Consider the following 23,713-nt stretch of genomic DNA (forward strand, 5'->3'; position numbering starts at 1 on the left):
GGCAAAACGATCGGAAACGCATCTCATGCACAACTATCTCGATTTCGAAAAACCTATCTCCGACCTCGAAGGCAAGATTCTCGAACTGAAGAAGCTCGCTGGCGAAGACGAGAGTGTGAACACTTCGGATGAGGTCGAACGGCTCGAGACACGGGTCCGCGATGCGATGGCCGAGATCTATTCGAAGCTGACGCCGTGGCAGAAGACCCAGGTCGCCCGCCACCCCTCGCGTCCGCATTTCCTCGATTACGCCTCGGAACTGTTCACCGAGTTCACGTCGCTTGCCGGCGACCGCAACTATGGCAATGACGAGGCCATCCAGGCCGGGCTTGCGCGTTTTCGCGGCATGCCTGTCGCCGTCCTCGGTCAGGAAAAAGGCAGCGATACCAAGTCGCGCATCAAGCACAACTTCGGCAGCCCGCGCCCTGAAGGCTACCGCAAGGCGATCCGGGTCATGGAAATGGCCGACCGCTTCGGCCTGCCGCTGATCACGCTGATCGACACCGCCGGTGCCTATCCCGGCGTCGGCGCGGAAGAACGCGGCCAGGCGGAAGCCATCGCCCGCTCGACGGAAATGTGCCTGAACGTGCGCGTGCCGATCGTCACCGTCGTCATCGGCGAAGGCGGCTCCGGCGGCGCAATCGCGATCGCCACCGGCAACCGCGTCTATATGCTCGAGCATGCGATCTACAGCGTCATCTCGCCGGAAGGCGCAGCCTCGATCCTCTGGCGCGATTCGACCCGCGCCAAGGAAGCCGCCAGCAACATGAAGATCACCTCAGAGGACCTGAAGGCGCTCGGCGTGATCGACGGCATCATTCCCGAGCCTGTCGGTGGCGCGCACCGCGATCCGCAATCGGTGATCGCCCGCACCGGAACGGTGATTGCCGACGCTCTGAAGGAATTGTCCGGACGCAACGGCGACGAATTGCGCACCGATCGCCGACAGAAGTACCTGAATATCGGCCGGAACCTCTGATCCGACGCGATTGTTCGCCGAAAATTCGCAACCACAAATCGGACTGTGGCCAAATCTTGGCCATATTCGTACGGTCATGAACAACGGCGTGCGCAGCGTGCCCTGCAGGGTTAAGAATTCGTGAAGTATAATGGCTTACTGATTCCCTAAGGGCCCTTCTGCGAACGCGGCTCTCACTGACGAATTTTGGTTTGAACGGGCTTTCGCCGATGCGCTTGAGAAACCTTGTAGCCACCGCCGCTGTCGCCGCGCTGCTTGCCGGCTGCACCAACGATGCCCTGGATACGGCGACGGTCGATCTTTCGACTGTCAAGAACAAGACCGAATATCAGCTCTCGAGCAAGATGAGCGCCAAGATGAGCGAGCTCGGGATGCAGAAGACATCCCCGATCGCGCTGCGCATCTTCAAGGAAGAAGGCACGCTCGAAGTCTGGAAGGCCAACACGTCCAACCGCTTCCAGCTCTTGAAGAGCTACAAGATTTGCGCCTGGTCGGGCAAACTTGGTCCGAAGGTGAAAGAAGGCGACCGTCAGGCGCCGGAGGGCTTCTATCCGCTGTTCCCGCAGCAGCTGAATCCCAACTCGAAATACTATCTGGCGATCAACACCGGCTACCCCAACACCTATGACCGCGCCAACGGCCGTCAGGGTACGCATCTGATGATCCACGGCGCCTGTTCGTCGTCCGGCTGCTACTCGATGACCGACGAGCAGATGATCGAGATTTTCGCCATGGCGCGCGACGCCTTCAAGGGCGGACAGCAGAGCGTCCAGCTGCAGGCATTTCCTTTCCGCATGACCGCCGAGAACATGGCGCGTCATCGCAACAATCCCAACATCGATTTCTGGAACATGTTGAAGGTCGGCTACGATCAGTTCGAAGTCACCAAGCGTCCTCCGGAAATCAATGTCTGCGAGAAGAAATACGTCTTCAACCAGCAGGGCAGCGCCGCCTTCAACCCGGGCGGCACGTGCCCGGCGATGTCGACCCCACCTGCCTTGCAGATGGCCATGTCGACTTTCGAAAAGGGCTATAAGCTCGACTACGACAAGGCCATGAAGAAGTATGACGGCATGGTCTGGTATGAGCCGAGCGAGGCCGAGCGCAAGGCGATCGTCGCCAAGCAGCGCACCGGCCGCGAGCTTGCCTACGCGCCGACCGGCAATTCGATCGATGCCGGCAAGCTGATGAAGGCAAGCGACCTCGAAAAGAAGCTAGCCGCGCAGAAGGAAGCCGAAGAAACCAAGCTGGCTGTCGAGATCCAGAAGAAGGAACTGGAAAAGGCGACACAGGGTGGCACCCATGTGCCGGTTCCGGCCGCCAACCCGATCCCCCAGCCCGTGCTGCAGGCAGCCGTCGAGCAGCCGGCCAAGAAATCCTTCTGGAGCCTGTTCTCCAGGAGCGAACCCGCAGAACAGGCACCGGCACCCGTCGCCGAAGCTCCGGAGCAACAGGCTGCCGTTCAGCCGCAGACACAACCGGCAGGCACAGCGGCAAAGCAGACACGGTCGGCTGGAGCCCAGCAAAAGGTTCAGCCCGAGACGACCGCCGTGGCATCGGCAAATGCCGAAGGCGCCGTCGAGCCTGCAGCCGAAGCGCCTGTTGCCGTGGAGCAGCCACCGAAGAAGCGGCCGTTCTGGAAGATCTGGGGCAATTGATGCCTGGCGAAGAGAAGACGATTTACGACCTCAGGGGGCTTAAGTGCCCCCTTCCCGTTTTGAAGGCGCGCAAACGCATCGCCTCCATGGCTGCAGGCGCGCTGCTCGAGATCGAGACGACCGATCCGATGGCGGTGATCGATATCCCGCATTTCTGCCGGGAAGACGGCCACAGCCTCGAAGCGGCCTCGCCGGCCGACGGCGGTTATCGCTTTCTGATCCGCAAGGGCGCTTGAAGCCAAACAGCAGCGTCCTTGGTCTTGAACCGTCCGCACCGCGTCCCTTGTGTAATGCGTTCGCGCTGGCAGACCTGATGCGACGCATGCGCCCGTGGGTCGGGTTTCCTTGACGAAAGGCGTGGCCGTGTTGATAGGGCAATCGTCGTCGCGGTCCTCAGTGGAGCGGATGAGGGCGATGAAGCGCAAAATGGATCGGAATATCGTCCGCGGTTGCGAACTGGCCAGCCACCCCTATGAGCAACGGATCGTCATTCTCGAGCGGAACGGTGCTATCGCCACCCCCGGTGATCAGGTGAGACCATGGTGGAAGAATTGGACGCGCAGCGAAGCCGTCGTCAGCGCGACGAATAACGTCGTGTGATTTTCGCGACCAAAGGCCCGTTCGACCACCGACTAAGGTCCCCTAGAGTCGGACCTTAGTCGCCGCTAGATTTTGCAGGATCGTACAGAGTGAATGTCTGCCAAACTGACAACCAGCGTGCGAAATCCGATTTATCGCGTTTTTTGCCTGTGATGCCGGAATTGGCGGTCGCATTTTTAAAGAACAGGGAACATAAAAACACTAGCAGGTGATCGGGCAAATTTCATGGACTCCGTTGGGAACGACACAGAAACCGCCAAGCAAACCTTCCTGCTGAACCTGCGCCAGGCAGCAACCTTGAGAAACCTGCTGTCGACATTCCAGCGACTGCGGCTTGAGGTGCAGTTCATCATCATTGCCTCCTTCGTCGTTGTGGCGTTGATGATCGCACTCGCGGTCTGGACGACGAACCGTCTGGAAAAGACCGTCTTCAATAGCGTCGGCTCGCTCGGCGCTGCCTATCTCCAGACATTTGTTGCGCCGCTGATCTCCGAGGAGGACATCAAACGCGGCGTGCTGCCGCCATTCGTCGAAGACAAACTCAAGCAGCTGCTGGGCACCAGCGCGCTCGGCCAGCATGTCCACGAGCTGAAGATCTGGGGGCCAGACGGAAGCCTGATGTATTCGACTTCGGGCAAGGAGATCGACGAGGAGGTTGTCTTCGAAGAGCTACAGCGCGCCTTGGCGGGCGAGATCGTCGTTTCGCGTACGATGATCGAGAAACACGAATACACCGGTGACGAGCAGCGCGGCATGTACATCGAGGTCTACGCCCCGCTCGTGCGAAACGAAGCCGGCAAGGTGCTGTTGGTCGGTGAATTCTACGAGCGCCCCGATTTCCTGGTGGGCGAACTGTCGACGGCCTGGCGGGAGACGATCAGCATCGTGCTTCTCGTCTCGGTCCCGATGCTGGCGCTCCTCTTCCTGATCGTTCGTAGCGGCAGCCTGCTCATCGATCGCCAACACGCCGCCATCCGCCACAGCCTGCGACGCGCGCTGGAACTCTCCAACCAGAACCGACGGCTGCGTGGGGCTGCGGAAACGGCGCGGCTCGAGGCCGGCAAGCTCAATGAGATGATCCTCGACCAGATCGGTACGGATCTGCACGATGGTCCGGTCCAGCTGTTGACCTTGCTGAAGCTGAGGCTGAGCGATATGGCCACGCAACCGATCGGCGGCCAGTCAGCGGATCCGGTAAGGCGGCAGGATATCGACAAGCTGGTCAGTACGGTTACGACGGCACTTGAGGAGCTGAGGAACATTTCGACCGATCTCGTGCTGCCGGAGCTCGACGACATGTCGCTCAGCGACACGATCCAGCTTGCGGTAAGGCGGCACGTGGATGTCATCGGCCGCGAGATCGATGTTGTCGGACTGATCGCCTCGCAGACGGTCGATCCACACCTCAACATCTGCGTCTATCGTTTCATCCAGGAAGCCCTGATGAACAGCGAGCGACATGCGCCGGGCAACCGCCAGCACCTGCGCTACGGCACGCGCCATAACCGCCTCTTCATCACCGTGGCCGATGTGGGCACCGCACCATCGACGACTGTGTCCGTGCGCAGCACCGGCCGCACAGGGCTCGGCACCATCACGCAGAAGCGCCGCATTCGCGCATTTGGCGGTCGCATGCGTACCATCCGCCGGGCGAGCGGAACGGTGGTAACAGCGGTTCTGCCACTCGATCACAGCGGCGGCTCGTTCGATCGTCACTAGAGCATGTCGTCACCGCAAAACCGCTTTGCGCGACATGCGCTAGTTGATGCGCCGTGATGCGCTGCGTTCGGCAGAGCCGTCCGGCAACACATCCAGGCGCTGCGCCGCCAGCACCACTTCCACACGGTTCCTGACGTCGAGTTTCTGCATCAACACCGTCATGTAATGCTTGACGGTCTTTTCGCTGATATCGAGGCAGGCCGCTATTTCGCGGTTGGTGCTGCCACGCATGAGATGGCGAACGATCTGCTCTTCGCGCAGGCTCAGGCGTCGTTGTGCCTGGGATCGCCGACGGATTTCCGCTGTCTTCATGGCCATGATGACCTTGGTCGCGAACCCCGCCGTGATGAACGTTTCACCGTCATAGACCGTGCGTATGGCCTCGTGCAGGTCGCTGGCGCTGCTGCCCTTCAGCACATAGCCAGAGACCCCGTAGTTCAGGACTTGTATCGCGGTTTCAATGCTTGAATTTGCGGTGAAGACGATGATCCGCGTGTCTTTGTATTTTTGCGTAACCAGCTCGATAGCCGCAATGGCATCGCCGGGCATGCTCAAATCGAGCACGAGAACTTCAGGTGAAAATTCTTCAACTATTTTCAAAGCATCGACCGCGTTTTCGCCCTTCGCGACGATCTCGAGGTCACTTTTTCCAGAATATAAGCTGACCAGTCCTTCCAGGAGGATCGGATGGTCGTCAACAAATGCAACTGATATCGACATGGTCGTTGCTCTCCCTCCGCAACAAACATGCTAGTTCATCAGATCAGTGTTTTAAAGAAGACACTAACTTCTAGTTAATTTGGCAAGCACAGAAATATCGGTCCGACGTGGCGAAAGCCGCGGACTAAACATCGACAATACCGCGCAAATACTCGCCCTTTTTGATTTAAGAGGCCGACAAGCACCGTATGGGAAAAACCGGACAAAGGTTCGTTGACTTCAATCTTTACAGGCAGTTATAGATCTGACACCGCGTGTTGATTGGTGAATCCACGCGTCCATGGCACAAACATCGCCATTCTCAGAGCGGTTTCGGCAAGTTAGAAGTAAAGCCAAAATATTAGCCCAAAAATGTTTATGCGCCTGCTGAAACATCACCCGAAAGTACTACAGATTTTAACCGTTTCCCGCGCCATTTGCAGCAAAAGACGGCCGGCGTCACGCAAACAATTCTAGAATTTCATTCCAGGCACCACGAGAGGATTATCGGAAAGCGCCTGCGCGTCGGGACGATCAATGCGTGGCTTGCCCGTAAAGGCATCGAAAAGGTCGCGCACGAATGCTTCGCTCAACCCCTTGGTGATCAGCACCATACGCGTGCGCCGATCAGCCGGATCCGGCCAGACGGACAGCCGCTCCGGCGTGTGAAAGACATTCTGCACGCCATGCAGGACCAACGGCCGCTCCGGATTGTCGGAGACTGCGACAATCGCCTTCATCCGCAACAGCTTCTCGCCATGGGCCGAGCGCAATAGATCGATGAACATGTCGAGCGCCATCGGCTCGATCGGCCTGTCATGCACGATGCTGAACGAACGGATGTCCGCCCCGTGGCGCGTCGCATCGTGATGATGGTGGTGGTGGTGGTGGTGGTGGTGGTGGTGGTGGTGGTGATCATGATCGCGATGGTGGCCGTGGTCGCCGTCATGATGATGCTGATCGTGGAGATGATGCCCATGATCGGCTTCGTCCTGCAGCCAGCGGCCGACATCGGCGATCTTCGACGCCGGGTCGTAAAGGCCGCAGGCAAAGAGCGCGCCCCGCCCTGCTTCGGGACTGTCGCCATCAATGAACGGCGCGCGCGGATTGAGCGCCCGCAGTCGCAACCGTAACTCGTCCAATTGTGCCTGGTCGGCAAGGTCCGCCTTGCTGATGACGATGCGATCGGCGACCGCGACCTGCTTCAGAGCTTCCTCGTGGTTGGCAAGCGTCTGCAGCCCGTTGACCGCATCCACCACAGTCACCACGCCATCGAGACGAAAACTCTGGGCAATCACCGGGTTGCCGATCACCGATTGCAGCACCGGCGCCGGGTCGGCAAGTCCGGTCGTCTCGATGACGACGCGCTTCAGCGGCTTGATCCGGCCGGTCTGCATCCGGTCCATGAGGTCGGCAAGCGTATCCACCAGCTCGCCGCGCACCGTGCAGCACAGGCAGCCGTCGGAAAGCTCGATGACGCCGTCGCTTGAGGCTTCCACCAACAGGTGGTCGATGGAGACATCGCCGAATTCGTTGATGATGACGGCCGTATCCGAGAGATCCGGGTCCTTCAGAAGCCGGTTCAGCAGCGTCGTTTTGCCCGCACCGAGAAAACCGGTCAGGATCGAAACCGGCACGGCCGGCAGTGGGCTAACCATTGGAAACTCCGATCAGAGGCTCGGCCGCGGCACCGGGATCGGCACATTGGCGACATCGCCCTGGCCAGCCGGATCGGCGCCCACCTTGGCCAGCTTGTCGCCGCTGCCGGGGATGAGGCCGGCAAAGGCCAGCTTCAGCGGACGGCCGATCTCGTGGATGAACGGCGAGAGCAGCTTCTGCCGCCCGGCTTCGTCACGCCCTTCGCTGCGCACCCTGGCTGCCGCTTTCGAGCAGATCTGCTTGCTGACATCGGCAACCAGGTCGCGCGTTTCACCATAAGGCGCGATCTGTACCAGCGACGGCTTGGCTGTTCCCGATGTCGTCAGCGCCGTCTGCAGCAGGCGCGCGGATTCGTCGGCACGGGCGCCGAGGCTGTCTTCGCCAAGCACGACGGAAACGACGCTGCGGCCATCACGCGTCGCCGAGGAGACCTGGTTGAAACCGGACGCGCAGATGAAACCGGTCTTCATGCCGTCAGCGCCTTCGAACCGGCCGATCAGCATGTTGTAGTTCGCATAGTCCTTCTTGCCGGTGGTGAACCCTTCCAGCGAGAAATAGGACGCGTATTCGGGAAACTCGCGCTTCAGCGTGATCGCCAGCACGGCAAGGTCGCGCGCGGTGGTGTACTGGCCGGGCCCCGGCAGGCCGTTGGCATTGATGAAATGCGACGACGTCATGCCGATGCGGCGCGCTTCGGAATTCATCCTGTCGATGAAGGCGGGCTCGGAACCGCCAACGGTTTCGGCGATCGCCACGGCCACGTCGTTCGCCGACTTCACCAGCATCATCTTCAGCGCGCTGTCGAGCGTCATCGCCTGGCCGGGCTTGTAGAACATCTTGCTCGGCGGCTCCGAAGCGGCGTTCTTGGTCATCACCACAGGGCTTGTCAGCGCCAACTGTCCCGACTTGATCGCCCGGAAGGTGGTATAGGCCGTCATCAGCTTGGTCAGCGACGCCGGATACCATTTCTGGAAGATGTCCTGATGCTCGTAAACCTTCAACGTATTGACGTCGACGACGAGCCGCGGATTGGCAACCGCCGGCATAGCCATGAGAAGGCTCGCGCAGGCACCGGCCACGATACCCACTGCTCTTGCCTTGCCTCGCGTGAAAAATCCTGCTGTCACCACCATAGTCCTCGAAATTCCGCTGTTGCCTCGTCTCGTCCGGCTATTTAGCCTATATGGCGAGGAGATGGCAAAGCCCATTCGTTGGCTGCTGCGCCAATCCACCGCAGATAGATGTGATCGAACAGACCGACAGGACTCAACTCATGCCGATTCTCAACCGCGCCGCCGAACTGCAAAACGAAGTCACCGAATGGCGGCGTCATCTGCACAAGAACCCCGAGCTCCTGTTCGCGGTGGAAAATACGGCAGCCTTCGTCGAAATGAAACTGAAGGAGTTCGGCGTTGACGAAATCGTGACCGGCCTTGGTCGGACCGGCGTCGTCGGCCTGATCAAGGGCAATCTCGGTGCTGGCCGCACCATCGGCCTGCGCGCCGACATGGATGCGCTGCCGATCACCGAGACATCAGGCAAGTCCTGGGCGTCGGAAACTTCCGGCAAGATGCACGCCTGCGGCCATGACGGCCACACCGCCATGCTGCTCGGCGCGGCCAAATATCTGGCCGAGACCCGCAACTTCGCTGGCAGCGTCGCGGTCATCTTCCAGCCGGCAGAAGAAGGCGGCGGCGGCGGCAACGAGATGGTCAAGGACGGCATGATGGAGCGCTTCGACATCGCCGAAGTCTACGGCATGCACAATATGCCTGGCATGCCCGTCGGGCATTTCGGCAGCCGCGTCGGCGCGATCATGGCCTCGACCGACGAGTTCACCATCACCATCAAGGGCCGTGGCGGCCATGCGGCCCAGCCGCACAAGACGATCGACCCGATCGTCATCGGCACGCAGATCGTCACTGCATTGCAGACAATCGCGTCGAGAACGGTCGATCCGCTCGCTTCCGTCGTGGTCTCGGTCACCAAATTCAACGCCGGCTTTGCCCACAACGTCATCCCGGAGGAGGCGGTGCTCGGCGGCACCGTGCGCACCCTGAAGCCCGAAGTGCGCGATATCGGCGAGACCCGCATCCGGCTGATCGCCGAAGGCATCGCCGACGTCTATGGCGCAACCGTCGATGTCTGGTACAGCCGCAACTATCCGGTGACCGTCAACCATGAGGACGAGACGGGCTACGCGCTGAAGGCAGCGGCGGAAATTGCCGGCGAAGGCAATATCAGGCCGTCGCTCGATCCGATGATGGGCGGCGAGGATTTCTCCTACATGCTGCTCGCCCGCCCGGGGGCCTTCATTTTCATGGGCAACGGCGACACCGCCGGGCTGCACCACCCGGGCTATGACTTCAACGACGAAGCGATCCCGCACGGGATTTCCTATTGGGTGAAACTCGCGGAAACGCGACTTGCCGCCTGAGGCGCGAGCGGGAGGCGGCACGATGCATCAGATCGACAAGATAGACCGTAGAATTCTCAACATCCTGCAGGCGGATGGCCGGATCACCAATCTGGAGCTTGCCGATCGCATCGGCCTGTCACCGACGGCAACAAGCGAAAGACTGCGCCGGCTGTTGAAGGAAGGGTATGTTTCGGGCTTCGGCGCCCGTCTCGATCCGCAGAAGCTCGGCTTCGGCCTGCTCGTCTTCATCGAGGTCATGCTCGACAAGACGACGCCCGACGTGTTCGATCAGTTCGCGATCGCGATCAAGCAGGCGCCGGCGGTTCTCGAATGTCACATGGTCGCCGGCGGCTTCGACTATCTCGTCAAGACCCGCTTCGAGGACATGGCGGCCTACCGCAATTTCCTTGGCCAGGTGCTGTGGACGCTGCCGGGCGTCAAGGAAACCCGCACCTATGCTGTCATGGAAGAGATCAAGAACGACGGGCCACTGCCGCTCGTCTGAGACCAAATAAGAATGACCCCGGGAGCCGATGGGATCCCGGGGCAAGCACTTTAGTACGGCACCCCTGAACCCGCGCTTACGCCGCGTCGAGCGACGCCATGTCGATGACGAAGCGGTAGCGGACGTCGCTCTTGACGACACGCTCGTAGGCTTCGTTGATCTCCTGGATCTTGATCGTTTCGATCTCCGAGACGATGTTGTGGGCGCCGCAGAAGTCGAGCATTTCCTGGGTTTCCTTGATCGAACCGATCATCGAGCCGGAAATGCTGCGGCGGGCCGGAACCAGCGCGAAGGCATGGACCGGCACGGCATTTTCCGGAATACCGACCAGCACGAAATCGCCGTCGACCTTCAACAGGTTGAGATAGGCGTTCCAGTCGATCTCGGCTGCGACCGTGCAGATGATCAGGTCGAACTGGCCCTGAAGCGTCTTGAAGGTTTCCGGATCGTTGGTGGCGAAGTAGTGGTCGGCACCGAGCTTCAGCCCGTCTTCCTTCTTCGACAGGCTTTGGCTGAGCACCGTCACCTCCGCGCCCATGGCGTGGGCGATCTTGACGCCCATATGGCCGAGACCGCCCATGCCGACGATCGCGACCTTCTTGCCGGGACCGGCCTTCCAGTGACGAAGCGGCGAATAGAGCGTGATGCCGGCACACAAAAGCGGTGCCGCCGCGTCGAGCGGCAGGTTTTCCGGGATCGACAGGACATAGCCTTCCTTGACGACGATGCTGTCGGAGTAGCCACCCTGCGTCGCTGTCTTGCCGTCGGCCTCGACGCCGTTATAGGTCACCACCAGACCTGGCATGTAATGCTCCAGATCGACGTCGCGTGTCGCGCAGGTGGTGCACGAATCGACGAAGCAGCCGACGCCGGCGCGGTCACCCACCTTGAATTTGGTGACCTTGGAGCCGACGGCGGTGACGATGCCGACGATCTCGTGGCCGGGGACCATCGGGAAGGCCGAGTTGCCCCATTCGTTGCGTGCCTGGTGAATGTCGGAGTGGCAGACGCCGCAATATTTGATGTCGATCACCACGTCGTTGTCGCGCGGCTCGCGACGTTCGAAGGTGAAGGGCGTCAGCGGTTTCGACGCGTCGGTCGCCGCATATCCTCTTGCAATGGCCATCAGTCTGTCCTTCAATTTTGGGAGATGCGAAATGACCGGAGCGTTACCGGCAGATCGCAGGCAGGGACTATGCGTTCGCGATCGGCAAAAGCGTTATCGCGATCCTGCAAAGTTTTTGCCCGATCCTGCAAGAATGAAAAATATATGATGGCAATAGCGCTTCGAAGCCTTATCTGAGCATTGCCGCACACAATGCTAAGCCGCTGGAAAGACCACAGAATATGACAGCCACGCGACAGACTGCCAGACAGGACATGATCGACGTCATTGCCCGGATCACCGGGAAGGACGGCGACCACCAGACCGCAATCCCAGGTTTGAGCATTCATCGCCATTCCGGCGACGCACCCGTCAATTGCGCGGCCTACAAGCCGAGCCTTGCGATCATCGTCCAGGGCGCCAAGCGCGTGGTACTCGGCGACGAGACGCTGATCTATGGCGCTTCCGATTATCTGCTGACGTCGATCGACCTGCCGGTGTTGTCGCAGGTCTGCAAGGCTTCGGCCGACGAGCCTTATCTCAGCTTCGCCTTCCAGATCGATACGGCCAAGATTCCGGCATTGCTCGACTTTCTGGCGCAGGGGCATATGCCGGCCTCCGCCTCGCCGCGCGGCATGACGGTCAGCAAGATCACACCTGACCTCGAAGATGCAGCACTCAGGCTCTTGCGGCTACTCGACCGGCCCGACGATATTCCCGCACTGCTGCCGCTGGTCGAGCAGGAAATTCTGTATCGCCTGGTGACCGGCCCGCACGGCCACCGGCTTCGCCAGATGGCAACAGTCGAAAGCCAGCCGCATCAGGTCGGCCGCGCCGTCGCCTGGCTGAAGGAGCACTATTCCCGGCCGCTGCGCATCGACGACCTAGCGAGCCGGGTCTCGATGAGCGTTTCGTCGCTGCACCACCATTTCAAGGCGATCACCGCAATGAGCCCGCTGCAGTACCAGAAGCAGTTGCGGCTGCAGGAGGCGCGGCGGCTGATGCTGGAAGAAAGTCTCGATGCCGGAGATGCCGGCCATCAGGTCGGCTACGAGAGCCAGTCGCAATTCAGTCGCGAATATGCCCGCCACTTCGGCGAGCCGCCGTTGCGCGACATCGGCCGCGTGCGCCGTACGTTGGTCGAGCGCTTCTCCGGCGAGGCGGAGATGCTGAGCGAGGGGTGATACGCCTCAGGTTCTTTCGATATCCCCGGGAATATCAGCTACGCTCGATATCCCGCCTGAGCACGATCGACGTCGTCAGATCCTCGACGTTGTCCATGGTCGCCACTTCGTTGCGCAGTTCATTCAGCGCGTTGATGGAGCCGACCTCGACCTCGACGACCAGATCGAGCTGGCCGCTGACGGAGGAAACCTTGCGCACGGAAGAAAAGCCGGCGAGCCGGTCAAGCACGCCGATCGACGGCGTACGCTGCAGCGTGACGAGCAGGAAGGCCTGGATCTGCCCCTCCTCCAGCTGGCCGATATCGGCGCGGTAGCCGCGAATGATGCCCGCCTTTTCCAGGCGGGTGACGCGCTCCGTCGTCGCACTTCGGGAAAGCCCGATCCTGCCCGCCAGCGACTTCATCGGGATGCGCGCCTCCCGCGACAGGATGCTGAGGATCGTCCGGTCGATCGCGTCGATGTCCTGCATGATTTCCGCCTCCGAGCGCGCCGACAAGATGACGGTTATTATAAACATAATGTCGGTGCAACCGGCATAATGCCGGATGCATGCGTCGGCCGCTCGTGCAACTCTGCCTCTCAAGACGAGGGTTCCCATGAACGACATGCTGAAGACGACACCAGACTTTTCTATCGACGCTGCGTCAGCACTGCTGAAGCAGCATTACGGCCTTTCCGGCACGCTGTCGCTGCTGGCCAGCGAACGCGACCAGAACTTCAAGGTCGAGGCCGCCGACGGCGCCACCTATATCCTGAAGGTCGTCAATGCCGCCGAGCCCGAGGTCGAGAGCGACTTCCAGACGGCGCTGCTCAGCCATGTCGGAACCTTTGCCGCCGAATTGCCGGTGCCGCACATCAAGCCGACATTGGCCGGCACCAGCCTTGCCGGAACCACCAGCCAGCACGGCGTCAGCCACAGGCTGCGCCTCGTCAGCTGGGTCTCGGGCAACCCGCTCGCCGAAACCGGCCGCAGCACCAGTGCGCTCCAGTCGCTCGGCCAGATGCTCGGCCGCTTCGACGCCTCGCTGAAAGGCTTCATGCATCCGGGTGCGTTGCGCGACCTCGACTGGGACATTCGCAAGGCCGGCCGTTCCAGGGACAGGCTGAACCATGTAACCGAGCCGGATGACCGCGCATTGCTGGAGCGTTTCCTTGTCCGCTTTGCAAAGTCGGTGGAGCCGAGGCTGGCGACACTGCGGTCGGCTGTCATCCACAACGACGCCAACGACTGGAACGTACTGGTCGACAAATCAGATCATGACCGCATCTCCGGGCTGATCGATTTCGGCGACGCACTCTATGCGCCCGTCATTGCCGAAGTCGCCATTGCCGCCGCCTATGCCGGTCTCGACCATCCCGACCCGATCGGCGCCACCGCCGCCATCGCCCGCGGCTTCCACGCGGAATATCCGCTGCTCGAAGAGGAAGTCGATCTTCTCTTCGACCTCATCGCCATGCGGCTCGTCACCTCGGTGACGATCTCGGCCTCGCGCCGCGCCCACACGACCGACAATCCTTACCTTGCCATCAGCGAAAGGCCAGCCTGGACGCTCTTGCGCAAACTCGACCGGATGAACCCGCGCTTTGCCACCGCGATCCTGCGCAAGGCCTGCGGCTTCGAGGCAGCTCCGGGAACGCGCGGCGTTACCGCCTGGATTAGCGAAAACCGCAAGGCGCTCGCGCCGCTGCTCGAACGCCCGGCCGCGACCTACCCAGCAGCGCTCGTGCCCTACGGCGACCCTGATCATCCGATGACGGTGAAATCCGCCGGTGAACAGCCGGATGAGGCCCAGGCGATCTGGGAAGACTATTGCCGCGAAAACGGCGTCGATCTCGGCATCGGCCCCTGGGGTGAGGCGCGCACCGTCTATGCCGGCGAAATGTTCGTCTCACGGCTGGTCGAGAACACCCGCCGCACCTGCCATCTCGGGCTCGACCTGTTCATGGCAGCCGGCACCAAGGTGTTCACACCGATCGCCGCCACCGTCGTCAGCGTCGAGATCGAGGCGGACCCGCTTGGTTACGGCTGCCTGATTGCGCTTCGCCACGAACCCGAGGGCTGCCCGCCCTTCGTGTCGCTCTGGGGTCATCTGGCGCACGAGACAATGGGCCGGATCAAGGCTGGCGACCGGCTCGAAGCCGGTGCGCTCGTCGGCGAAATGGGTGCTCCGATGGAAAACGGCGGCTGGGCGCCGCACCTGCATTTGCAGCTTTCCATCGACGCAAACCTTTCGGCGACCGAAATCATCGGCGTCGGCGAACCGCAATATCTCGACGTCTGGGCCGAGCTCTTCCCCGATGCGCGCACCTTCGCCGGCATTGCCGAGGAGTTTTACGCAAAGAGCGGTCGTGCGCATGACGAGATCGTCAAGCTGCGCAAGGAACTGCTGCTGCCGAACCTGTCGATCTCCTACGAAAAGCCGATCAAGTTCGTGCGCGGCGAAGGCGTCTGGCTGATCGACGACAGTGGCCGCGCCTATCTCGACTGCTTCAACAATGTCTGCCACATCGGCCACGCCCATCCCGCGGTCGTCGAGGCGATGACGAAGCAGGCGGCGATCCTCAACACCAACACGCGCTATCTGCACGACAATATTGTCGCCTATGCGGAACGGCTGACCGCGACGCTGCCGAAAGAACTGACAGTCGCCGGTTTCGTCAACAGCGGCTCGGAGGCAAACAGCCTGGCGCTGCGCATGATGCGCGCGCATACGGGCCGTGAAAACGCCATCACGCTCGACTGGTCCTATCACGGCACCACGCAGGAGCTGATCGACATCAGCCCCTACAAATTCCGTCGCAAAGGCGGCAAGGGCCCGAAACCGCATGTCCATGTCGCTGCCGTTCCCGACAGCTATCGCGCGCCCGCCGATTGGCCGGCAGAAGAACACGGCAAGCGCTTTGCCGAAAGCGTCGCAGAGCAGATCGCGGCCATGCAGGCAAAGGGCGAAGGCCTCGGCTTCTTCATCGCGGAATCGATCCCGAGCGTTGCCGGCCAGGTGTTCCTGCCCGAAGGCTACTTGAAGGAAGTCTATCGCCTGGTGCGCGAAGCCGGCGGCGTCTGCGTCGCCGATGAGGTTCAGGTCGGCTTCGGCCGTGTCGGCAGCCACTGGTGGGCGTTCGAGACTCAAGGGATCGTTCCCGACATCGTCACCATGGGCAAGCCGATCGGCGACGGCCATCCGCTGGCCGCCGTCGTCACCACCCGCGAGGTCACCGACAGCTTCAACAACGGCATGGAGTACTTCAACACCTTCGGCGGAAACCCGGTTTCCTGCGCCGTCGGCCTTGCCGTGCTCGACGTCATCGAGGGGCAGGACCTGCGCGGCAACGCACTTGCTATCGGCAACTACCTCATCGGCTCCTTCCGGGCGATGCAGGCGCGTTACGAGGTGATCGGCGACGTCCGCGGCATGGGGCTGTTCCTTGGCATCGAACTGGTCAGCGACCGCAATACCAAGGCACCCGCCACCGAATTTGCCCGGGCCGTTTCCAACGGCGCCCGCCAGCGCGGCGTGTTGATGGGCACCGAAGGGCCACATGACAACGTCTTGAAGATGCGTCCGCCGATGATCTTCTCGAAACGCGACGCCGATCATCTGCTCGCCGTCCTCGAAGAGACCTTTGCGGATGTGAGCAGGAAGCTCGGTTAAGACCGGGCTCGATACCGCCGAAACGATAGCCAGTTGGCCGGGACGCGCACGTGCCCCGGCAGCGAAGACGCGTGCCTTTAAAACTGCATAACAAGAGGAGAACAGGACAATGAAACTTGGAATTCTAGCACTTGCGAGTGCGGCGTTTCTCGCCGGAACGGCAGCCAGCGCCGCCACGCTTGATGTCGTCAAGGAACGCGGCGAACTTCGCTGCGGCGTCAGCCAGGGCGTGCTCGGCTTTTCCGCGCCGAACGACAAGGGCGAGTGGAGCGGCTTCGACATCGACTTCTGCCGCGCGGTCGCTGCGGCCACGCTCGGCAACCCGGACAAGGTGAAATACGTGCCGCTCTCGACCAAGGAGCGCTTCACCGCGCTGCAGTCGGGCGAAGTCGATCTGCTTTCGCGCCAGACCACCTGGACGCTGTCGCGCGACAGCGATCTCGGCATGAGCTTCGTCGGCGTCAACTACTATGACGGCCAGGCCTTCATGGTGCGCAACGACCTCGGCGTGAAGAGCGTCAAGGAACTCTCGGGCGCCTCCGTCTGCACGGAAACCGGCACGACCACCGAGCAGAACATGGCCGACTACTTCAGCTCCAACAACATCCAGTACCAGGTCATCGCTTTCGAAAAGCCCGACCAGACGATCCAGGCCTTCAACACGGCGCGCTGCGACGTCTATTCGACCGACGCCTCGGCGCTCTACGCCCAGCGCCTGACGCTGAACGACCCGGACCGCTTCGTCGTGTTGCCGGAAGTCATCTCCAAGGAGCCGCTCGGACCGGCCGTGCGCCAGGGCGACGAGCAGTGGTTCAAGGTCGTTCGCTGGACATTGTTCGCGATGATCGAGGCCGAAGAACTTGGTATCACCAAGGAGAACGCGGCCAAGATGCAGGAAAGCGGCACGGTCGGCCAGAAGCGGTTCCTGGGCATCGACAACGAAGCCGGCAAGGCGCTGGGCCTCGGCCCGACATGGGCCTTCCAGGCGATCTCCGCCGTCGGCAACTATGGCGAGGTCTTCGAAAAGCACCTGGGCAAGGACAGTGCGCTCAAGATCGACCGCGGCCTCAACAAGCTGTGGAGCCAGGGCGGCCTGATGTACGCGCCGCCGGCGCGCTGATCGCAGGCAAATCCGGAGAAGGTCTTCCCTCCGGAATTGCGCCAATAAATAGACCAACCAACCATGCGCCGCGGCCCTCACCGCGGCGTTTTTCGCTTCTGGCGTTTGACAAGGAGCGGTTGCATTCTGTCTGTCTGCTCGGAGCGAGGCGTTGCGCAACGCCGCTTGTGGCAGCTTTCCCAAGGGGGATCTGGAGGTTCCGACAAAACGTACGGCGATGATGGACAGCGGACAGTCGACAAGTCAGGCCTCGTCATAGCAGATCGGGAAATCCCGACACCAGCGAAGACTTCCCTCATCCCTGTGCCTGTCACAGGGATCCAGCCAGCCCAAGTCCTTGGGCTGAAAAGTCCTCTGACCCGACCGACGTCGGATCGCTGGATTCCGGCACAAGGCCGGAATGAGGGCGTGGGGATGCCCCTTTCGTCAAACAGCAGGATCTGTCACCGTCTGACATTTCCGACGCCGGAGCGTTTTTTCTGGTCAACCGACAGGTGGGGCGCAACCCTTCAGAGTTTGACGATCGTCTTGCGCGCAAGCAGCCCCTGCGGCGCGAAGAGAAGCACGCCGATGACGAGCAGGATGGTGAAGGCATCGCGGTAGCTGAGCAGGCTTTCCGGCAGATAGGCCTGCAGGAACACCTCGATGAAGCCGAGCAGGAAGCCGCCGGCAACGGCGCCGGAGAGGCTGCCGAGCCCGCCAATGATCGCGGCGATGAAGGCCTTCAAGACCGGCAGGAAGCCCATCAGCGGATCGACGCTGCCGCGCTGCGCCACCCAGAGAATGCCCGCGACGCCCGCGAGCAGTCCCGAAATGGCAAAGGCGGTCGCAACCACGGCATTGGCGCGAATACCCATCAGCCGGACGATGGCGAAATCCTCCGAAGCCGCACGCATCGCCCGGCCGAGAACGGTGGTGCGCAGGAAGAGGTTGAGCCCGACGAGCATGATGACCGTGACCAGGATCGATGTGCCTTGGATCAGGCCGAGGTGAAGGCCACCGATCTCGATCGTCCCGGAAAAGCTCTCCGGCATCGGCACCGGCTTCGGCCGCGCCGAAATGAAGTTCTGGAAGATGACGCGCAGGATGGCGCTGACGGCAAAGCTGGTGAGAAGCAGCGTCGTGCCGCTCGCGCCCCGCACCGGCCGAAAGGCGATGCGCTCCATCAACATGGCAAGCGCCACCGCGATCATCAGCGCGCCGAAGATGGCGAGCGGAAAGGGCACGCCCAGCAGAAGGGCGAAGCACAGCCCGTAGCCCGCCGCCGTCATCAGTTCGCCATGGGCGAAATTGATCAGCCCCATGATCGAGAAGACGACCGCGAGCCCAAGCGCGAGAAGCGCATAGGTGCCGCCGAGGCTCAGCGCGTTGACCAGCTGCTGCAGGAACATGTCCATCGTTGTGACCTCTTTGCCCCCGGCCTCAAGCGCCGAGATAGGCACCCTGGATTTCAGTTGAATTGCGAAGTTCGGCGGCAGTGCCGGAGAGCACGATGCGCCCGTTCGCCATGACATAGCCCGCGTCGGCGATTTCGAGCGAAAGTGCTACGTTCTGCTCGACGAGCAGGATCGTCAGGCCCTTCTGGCGCAGACCGGCGATCAGGTCGAAGATCAGGTCGACCACCTGCGGCGCCAGCCCGAGCGAAGGCTCGTCGAGCAGCAAAAGGTCGGGCGACGACATCATCGAACGGGCGATCGCCAGCATCTGCTGCTCGCCACCGGACAGCGAACCGGCTTTCTGGCTAAGACGTTCTTTCAGGATCGGGAAACGCGACAGCATGTCCTCGCGCACGTCGGATATCACCCCGCGCGCCTTGTGCATGGCGCCGCCAAGCAGCAGGTGTTCGTCCACCGTCAGGCTTGGAAAGATGCGCCGGCCTTCCGGCGTCAGCGTCATGCCGAGCCTGACGATCTGTTCCGGCGGCAGGCCGGAAATGTCCTGGCCATTGAACGACACCCGCCCCGCCTTCTTTGCCGCCAGGCCCATCAGCGCATTCAGCGTCGAGCTCTTGCCGGCGCCGTTGGCGCCGAGCAGCGTGACGATCTGCCCTTTGTTGACGGTGAGATCGACCCCCTTCAGCGCCTCGACGGCACCATAGGCAACCTTGAGGCCGCTCACTTCGAGCAGGGGCTTCTGAGCGGGAATTTCACTGTGCATCATCGGGGCAAAGTCCTTGCCATGGATTGCGAGACGGCCCTGCAGGCGGCCGAACGATCTCCGGCGCGGCGCCGAAGATCGCAAGTGGTGGCGGCTCAGGGGGCCGGAATGTCGGCCGCGGCGGGAACGCCCTGGCTGATCAGCTCGCGGTTGCCACCTCCGATGCGAACCAGCGAGACCGAACGCAATGGCATGCCTTGCGTGCCGGCGTAGCTGATCGGGCCGGTGACACCCTGGACGTTTTCGAGCGAGGCGATGGCGTTGCGGATGGCGACCGGGTCGATGCTGTTGGCTTCCGTCACGGCAGCGTCGATGACCTTTCCGAGGTCGTAGCCGTTGGCAATGTAGACCGTATCCGGCACCTGACCGAACTTCTCCTTGTACTTCACGTTGAAGTCGGCGAGCGGGCTGCCCTCACTGGCAAACCCGGCCGTGGTGAAGACCACGCCGTCGACGGTGGCGCCAAGTCCGAATGTCGTCGGCGAATCGATGCCGTCGCTGCCGAGGATCGGAATGGTGACGCCGGCGCCGCGCAGCTGGCGGATGAAGGCCGGAAAATCGGGCTCGTAGGCAGCCGTCATGATGACGTCGGGTGCCGGATTCATCGCCTTGATCTTGGTGACTTCGGCGCCGAAATCCTGCTGGCCCATGCTGAAGGTGCCTTCGCCCAGAAGCTCGCCGCCCTTGGCCTTGAAGGCTTCGCCGAAATATTCCGGAAGCTTCAGCGTATAGGCGCTATCGGGAGACTTGAGGATGTAAGCCTTCTTGTAGCCCTTCTCGACGGCGTAGGCTGCGAGCACTGCGGCCTGGACGTTGTCGGCGGGATAGTTGCCGAACATGTAGTCGCCGACAGCAAGCGGCATGGTCGGGGTGGTCGCACAGAACGAGAAGGCAGGGATTTGCGCCGCCTGCGTCACCTGGCCGGCGGCGATCGACGGATCGGCATCGCAAGGCGTGATCATGATCTTGACGCCCTGATCAACCAGTTCCTGCGCCACCAGTGCCGTCTGGGCAGCGTCCGAGCGCGTGTCCTTGGCCACCAGCTTGATCGGGAACTTGCCGGCAGCGCCGCCAGCCGCGTTGATTTCCTCGACGGCCATTTCCAGGCCCTTCAGCGACGGCTGGTCATAGGGAGCAAGGCCGCCGGTCTGGGCGGTGGCAAGACCGATGACCAAATCTTCGGCAAATGCCGGCAGCGGCGACAGCGCGAAGCCGCTAAGGATGGTGGTGAGGCACAGTGCCCTGAGATTCGATTTCATCGGTAAGCTCCCTCTTTCTGATTTCGTTTGCTGATCAAGCTGGATTGTGAAGGCTGCCTGTGCCCGGCCGGAGACCGGTGGCCTCGACAACCTCATGCTGCGCCTGCGCTGACGAACGGCGACGGCCGATATAGGCTTCGATCACAGCCGGGTTGACCTGGATCTCCGCCGGTGTGCCGATGGCGATCTGCTGGCCCTTGTTGAGGACGACGACGATATCGCAGAGCCGCATGATCAGCTTCAGGTCATGCTCGACGACGAGCAGGCCGAGGCGGTACTTCGTGCGGATGCGGTCGAGCACGTGCATCAGTTCCTGCGTTTCGGCAGGGTTCATGCCGGCCGCCGGCTCGTCGAGCAGCAGGTAGCGCGGCCTCAAGGCCAGTGCGCGGGCGATCTCGAGACGGCGTTGCGCGCCATAGGAAAGTGTTCCGGCAAGCTGGTCGGAAAAGCCGTCGAGCCCAACCTCTGAAAGCACCAGCCGGGCGCTTTCCATCGGGTCCTCGCCATTGCCCTTCAAAGCACTCGCCGCCACCGTGACGTTTTCGAGCACGGTCAGGTTCTTGAACAGGCGGATGTTCTGGAAGGTGCGCGCGAGGCCGGCGACAGGAACCGCGTGAACCGACAGCGATGCGATATCTTTGCCGTCGATCAGCACGCGGCCACTCGACGGCGGAACGACGCCGGAGACGCTGTTGATCAGCGTCGACTTGCCGGCCCCGTTCGGGCCGATGAGACCGGTCACGAGACCCGGCTTGATCTCGAAATTGGCGTTTTCCAGCGCCACAAGTCCGGCGAATTTCTTGCCGAGATTTTCGACCTTGAGTGTTCCGCCCGGTGGGACCGGAGCAATTTTTTGCGCGCTGTCGGAGGCTGTCGCAGGCTTTGCGGCAAAGCGCTTCAACCAGGCAAGACGCTCATCCAGCTCGCGGACCCCGAAGATCCCGTCCTGGAGCCGATACATCACCACCAGGATCGCAACGCCGATGCCGATATCCGTGAGACCGAAGACGGTCGGAAGCGTGACGAAGCCGAGGTCGACACCGCCTTCGAGTTTGCGCAGAAGCTCGACGATCAGCATGATCACGGCCGTTCCGCCGACCGCACCCGAAACGGTGGTGACGCCACCGAGGATCAGCATGGCGAGCAGCACGAAGGTCAGGTTGAAATAGAAGTCCTTGGGCGAGAAGGCGCCGAGGAAATGCGCCAGCAACGCGCCCGCCGCCCCTGCCAGAATGGCGCCGAGGACCCAGCCGACAAACCGATGAAGCCTGACATTGACGCCGACGGCGGTCGAGGCGATCTCGTCCTCACGTGAGGCCCTCAACTTCAGCCCCGCGCCCGAATCCCGGTAGAGACGGGCGATGGCGATGGCGGCCACCGCAAAAGGCAACGCCACCCACAGATTGACCGCGCGCGGGATGCCGAAGAAGGTCTGGCTGCCGCGGGTGATATCGGTCGAGGCGACCAACACGACATGGACGATCACGAGAAAGCCGAGCGTCGCGATCGAAGCCGATGAACCGGCAAGGCGCGCGACGGGTATTCCGATCAGCACCGCGACTAGCGCCACGACCACCAGCGCCACGGCAAGCGCCGGCAGGAACGACATGCCGATGCCGGCGAGCCATTCCGGCAGGTGCGGCAGCGCCGTCTTCTGGACGATCGGGTTGATGGTGAGAAGGCCGGACGCATAGGCGCCGATCGCCATGAAGCCGACATGGCCGAAGGAAACGATGCCCGAATTGCCAGCATACATGCCGATGCCGAGCACTGCGATCACGTTGATCATGAACAGCGTCACGAGGCGCTCACCGCTCCCCGGAAAAACCAGCGAAGCGACGGCAGCGGCCACCAGCAGCGGCAACGACGTTAAAAGGATACCGACGACGGTTTCTCGCCTGACGCGGACCATCTGCATTCCCCCGAATTGTCGGCCCGCCTTTGTTTTTGGCTCGGGCCAGTTCCCGTAATGAAAGTTATCCCATCGCGATCAAATGTCAATCTTGTTTCAAAAAACATTCTCTGCTAGCAATTATGTAACAAAAATTAGAAATCGGGGTTCAAGCCATCATTTTTGGGAGGCGGAAATCGTGGCAATCCGGGATCGACTGACAGACGGGGCTATTACTTTCACACGATCGGAACTGAAGATCGTGCGGCAGCTCCTGTCGAACTATCCGGCAGCGGGATTGAATACCGTTGCCTATCTGGCTTCGTCGGCGGGGGTCAGCAATCCGACCGTGGTGCGCTTCGCCAACAAGCTTGGCTTCGAGGGCTATCCGGAGTTTCAGAAGGCGCTGCTCGGCGAAGTGCAGGAACGCATGAGTTCGCCGCTGTCGATGCTCGACGAGCGGCGGCCGTCGCTGGAACAGGAGAACTTCTACCAGTACTTCCTGCGCGCCAGCATCCATGCGCTCGAAGCTTCGATGCAGATGCTGCCGTCGGAGGATTTCGAGGCGGCGGTCGATGCGGCGGCAGACACGAGCGCACGAGCGCATTGCCTCGGCGGTCGGTTCAGCGGTTTTCTCGCCGGCCTGCTCTGGTCGCATATGAAGCAGCTGCGCGGCGACACCCGCTGGATCAACGGCAGCCAGGCCGACCAGGTCGACCAGCTCGTCGATCTCGGCAAACGCGACGTGCTGTTCGTCTACGATTACCGCCGCTACCAGAACGACACCATTCGCTTCGCCAAGCAGGCGGCCGCACAAGGCGCACGGATCGTGCTGTTCACTGACCGGTGGCTTTCGCCGATCGCCGAATTCGCCACCGTCACGCTGACGGCGCCGGTCGATACGGTCTCGCCCTACGACACGATGGTGCCGGCGATCGCCCAGACGGAAGCGCTGATCGCCGCGCTGACGGCCCGTCTCGCCACCCAATCGCGCGCCCGCATCGAGAAGATGGAGGAGCTGCGCCGCGGCTACGCCATCACCGAAGACGCTCTCAACCCGAACGTCGACGACGGCCGCTGACTATCTGCCGAAAGGCCAGGACCAC

Annotated in this window: 20 protein-coding genes; 11 read left to right on the forward strand and 9 right to left on the reverse strand. The window is 61.7% G+C overall.

Going from position 1 to position 23,713, the window contains the following annotated elements:
* The first annotated feature begins 25 nt into the window (after positions 1 to 25).
* The 5 genes from ASD00_RS11595 to ASD00_RS11615 all read left to right on the forward strand — a co-directional run bounded on the left by ASD00_RS11595 (position 26) and on the right by ASD00_RS11615 (position 4,956).
* A complete protein-coding gene (locus ASD00_RS11595) occupies positions 26 to 979 on the forward strand; it encodes an acetyl-CoA carboxylase carboxyltransferase subunit alpha (protein ID WP_025424665.1) in 954 nt (317 codons plus the stop codon).
* Between the two features lie 209 nt (positions 980 to 1,188).
* The gene (locus tag ASD00_RS11600; protein WP_025424666.1) at positions 1,189 to 2,637 is read left to right on the forward strand and encodes a murein L,D-transpeptidase family protein; all 1,449 of its coding nucleotides are present in this window, start codon (positions 1,189 to 1,191) and stop codon (positions 2,635 to 2,637) included.
* Positions 2,637 to 2,873 (forward strand): sulfurtransferase TusA family protein, encoded by a 237-nt coding sequence (locus ASD00_RS11605; protein WP_025424667.1) that lies wholly within the window; start codon positions 2,637 to 2,639, stop codon positions 2,871 to 2,873. The genes ASD00_RS11600 and ASD00_RS11605 overlap by 1 nt, the downstream gene beginning before the upstream one ends.
* A gap of 178 nt (positions 2,874 to 3,051) precedes the next feature.
* Positions 3,052 to 3,237 carry a hypothetical protein gene (locus tag ASD00_RS11610; RefSeq protein WP_025424668.1) on the forward strand — a complete coding sequence of 62 codons (186 nt, stop codon included), beginning with the start codon at positions 3,052 to 3,054 and terminating at the stop codon, positions 3,235 to 3,237.
* Positions 3,238 to 3,462: 225 nt separating this feature from the next.
* On the forward strand, positions 3,463 to 4,956 hold the full coding sequence (locus ASD00_RS11615; RefSeq protein ID WP_025424669.1) for a histidine kinase: 1,494 nt from the start codon (positions 3,463 to 3,465) through the stop codon (positions 4,954 to 4,956).
* Positions 4,957 to 4,995: 39 nt separating this feature from the next.
* Here the strand turns inward: ASD00_RS11615 and ASD00_RS11620 are convergent, their stop codons facing one another.
* The 3 genes from ASD00_RS11620 to ASD00_RS11630 all read right to left on the reverse strand — a co-directional run bounded on the left by ASD00_RS11620 (position 4,996) and on the right by ASD00_RS11630 (position 8,396).
* The gene (locus tag ASD00_RS11620) at positions 4,996 to 5,676 is read right to left on the reverse strand and encodes a response regulator transcription factor (protein WP_025424670.1); all 681 of its coding nucleotides are present in this window, start codon (positions 5,674 to 5,676) and stop codon (positions 4,996 to 4,998) included.
* A gap of 452 nt (positions 5,677 to 6,128) precedes the next feature.
* Positions 6,129 to 7,313 (reverse strand): GTP-binding protein, encoded by a 1,185-nt coding sequence (locus tag ASD00_RS11625; RefSeq protein WP_057206568.1) that lies wholly within the window; start codon positions 7,311 to 7,313, stop codon positions 6,129 to 6,131.
* A 12-nt stretch (positions 7,314 to 7,325) separates the two neighbouring features.
* Positions 7,326 to 8,396, reverse strand: coding sequence for a D-alanyl-D-alanine carboxypeptidase family protein (locus tag ASD00_RS11630; protein WP_057206615.1), 1,071 nt, complete (start codon positions 8,394 to 8,396; stop codon positions 7,326 to 7,328).
* 191 nt (positions 8,397 to 8,587) lie between these two features.
* On the opposite strand from ASD00_RS11630, the gene ASD00_RS11635 reads away from it, so the two are divergent.
* Together ASD00_RS11635 and ASD00_RS11640 are read left to right on the forward strand one after the other, a co-directional pair.
* Positions 8,588 to 9,751, forward strand: coding sequence for a M20 aminoacylase family protein (locus tag ASD00_RS11635; RefSeq protein ID WP_025424673.1), 1,164 nt, complete (start codon positions 8,588 to 8,590; stop codon positions 9,749 to 9,751).
* A 22-nt stretch (positions 9,752 to 9,773) separates the two neighbouring features.
* Positions 9,774 to 10,238, forward strand: a complete 465-nt coding sequence (locus ASD00_RS11640) for an Lrp/AsnC ligand binding domain-containing protein (RefSeq protein WP_025424674.1) — start codon at positions 9,774 to 9,776, stop codon at positions 10,236 to 10,238.
* 76 nt (positions 10,239 to 10,314) lie between these two features.
* Here the strand turns inward: ASD00_RS11640 and ASD00_RS11645 are convergent, their stop codons facing one another.
* Positions 10,315 to 11,364 carry an NAD(P)-dependent alcohol dehydrogenase gene (locus ASD00_RS11645; RefSeq protein ID WP_025424675.1) on the reverse strand — a complete coding sequence of 350 codons (1,050 nt, stop codon included), beginning with the start codon at positions 11,362 to 11,364 and terminating at the stop codon, positions 10,315 to 10,317.
* A 221-nt stretch (positions 11,365 to 11,585) separates the two neighbouring features.
* Between ASD00_RS11645 and ASD00_RS11650 the strand changes: the two genes are divergently transcribed.
* Positions 11,586 to 12,527 carry an AraC family transcriptional regulator gene (locus ASD00_RS11650; protein WP_025424676.1) on the forward strand — a complete coding sequence of 314 codons (942 nt, stop codon included), beginning with the start codon at positions 11,586 to 11,588 and terminating at the stop codon, positions 12,525 to 12,527.
* Between the two features lie 34 nt (positions 12,528 to 12,561).
* Here the strand turns inward: ASD00_RS11650 and ASD00_RS11655 are convergent, their stop codons facing one another.
* Entirely contained in the window at positions 12,562 to 13,044 is a 483-nt protein-coding gene (locus ASD00_RS11655; RefSeq protein ID WP_051509126.1) for an Lrp/AsnC family transcriptional regulator, read from the reverse strand.
* Positions 13,045 to 13,123: 79 nt separating this feature from the next.
* On the opposite strand from ASD00_RS11655, the gene ASD00_RS11660 reads away from it, so the two are divergent.
* Together ASD00_RS11660 and ASD00_RS11665 are read left to right on the forward strand one after the other, a co-directional pair.
* Positions 13,124 to 16,180, forward strand: coding sequence for an aminotransferase class III-fold pyridoxal phosphate-dependent enzyme (locus tag ASD00_RS11660; RefSeq protein ID WP_025424678.1), 3,057 nt, complete (start codon positions 13,124 to 13,126; stop codon positions 16,178 to 16,180).
* A 109-nt stretch (positions 16,181 to 16,289) separates the two neighbouring features.
* A complete protein-coding gene (locus tag ASD00_RS11665) occupies positions 16,290 to 17,300 on the forward strand; it encodes an amino acid ABC transporter substrate-binding protein (RefSeq protein ID WP_025424679.1) in 1,011 nt (336 codons plus the stop codon).
* A gap of 509 nt (positions 17,301 to 17,809) precedes the next feature.
* Here the strand turns inward: ASD00_RS11665 and ASD00_RS11670 are convergent.
* From ASD00_RS11670 to ASD00_RS11685, 4 genes are all read right to left on the reverse strand, one after another.
* A complete protein-coding gene (locus ASD00_RS11670; RefSeq protein WP_025424680.1) occupies positions 17,810 to 18,697 on the reverse strand; it encodes a branched-chain amino acid ABC transporter permease in 888 nt (295 codons plus the stop codon).
* Between the two features lie 25 nt (positions 18,698 to 18,722).
* On the reverse strand, positions 18,723 to 19,460 hold the full coding sequence (locus tag ASD00_RS11675; protein ID WP_107028043.1) for an ABC transporter ATP-binding protein: 738 nt from the start codon (positions 19,458 to 19,460) through the stop codon (positions 18,723 to 18,725).
* 92 nt (positions 19,461 to 19,552) lie between these two features.
* Positions 19,553 to 20,716 (reverse strand): ABC transporter substrate-binding protein, encoded by a 1,164-nt coding sequence (locus ASD00_RS11680; protein WP_025424682.1) that lies wholly within the window; start codon positions 20,714 to 20,716, stop codon positions 19,553 to 19,555.
* Positions 20,717 to 20,750: 34 nt separating this feature from the next.
* A complete protein-coding gene (locus tag ASD00_RS11685; RefSeq protein WP_057206570.1) occupies positions 20,751 to 22,628 on the reverse strand; it encodes a branched-chain amino acid ABC transporter ATP-binding protein/permease in 1,878 nt (625 codons plus the stop codon).
* Between the two features lie 178 nt (positions 22,629 to 22,806).
* On the opposite strand from ASD00_RS11685, the gene ASD00_RS11690 reads away from it, so the two are divergent.
* Positions 22,807 to 23,688, forward strand: coding sequence for a MurR/RpiR family transcriptional regulator (locus ASD00_RS11690; RefSeq protein WP_025424684.1), 882 nt, complete (start codon positions 22,807 to 22,809; stop codon positions 23,686 to 23,688).
* The last annotated feature ends 25 nt before the right edge of the window (positions 23,689 to 23,713 follow it).

The sequence above is a fragment of the Ensifer sp. Root31 genome, assembly GCF_001424825.1.
GTDB lineage: Bacteria > Pseudomonadota > Alphaproteobacteria > Rhizobiales > Rhizobiaceae > Ensifer > Ensifer canadensis.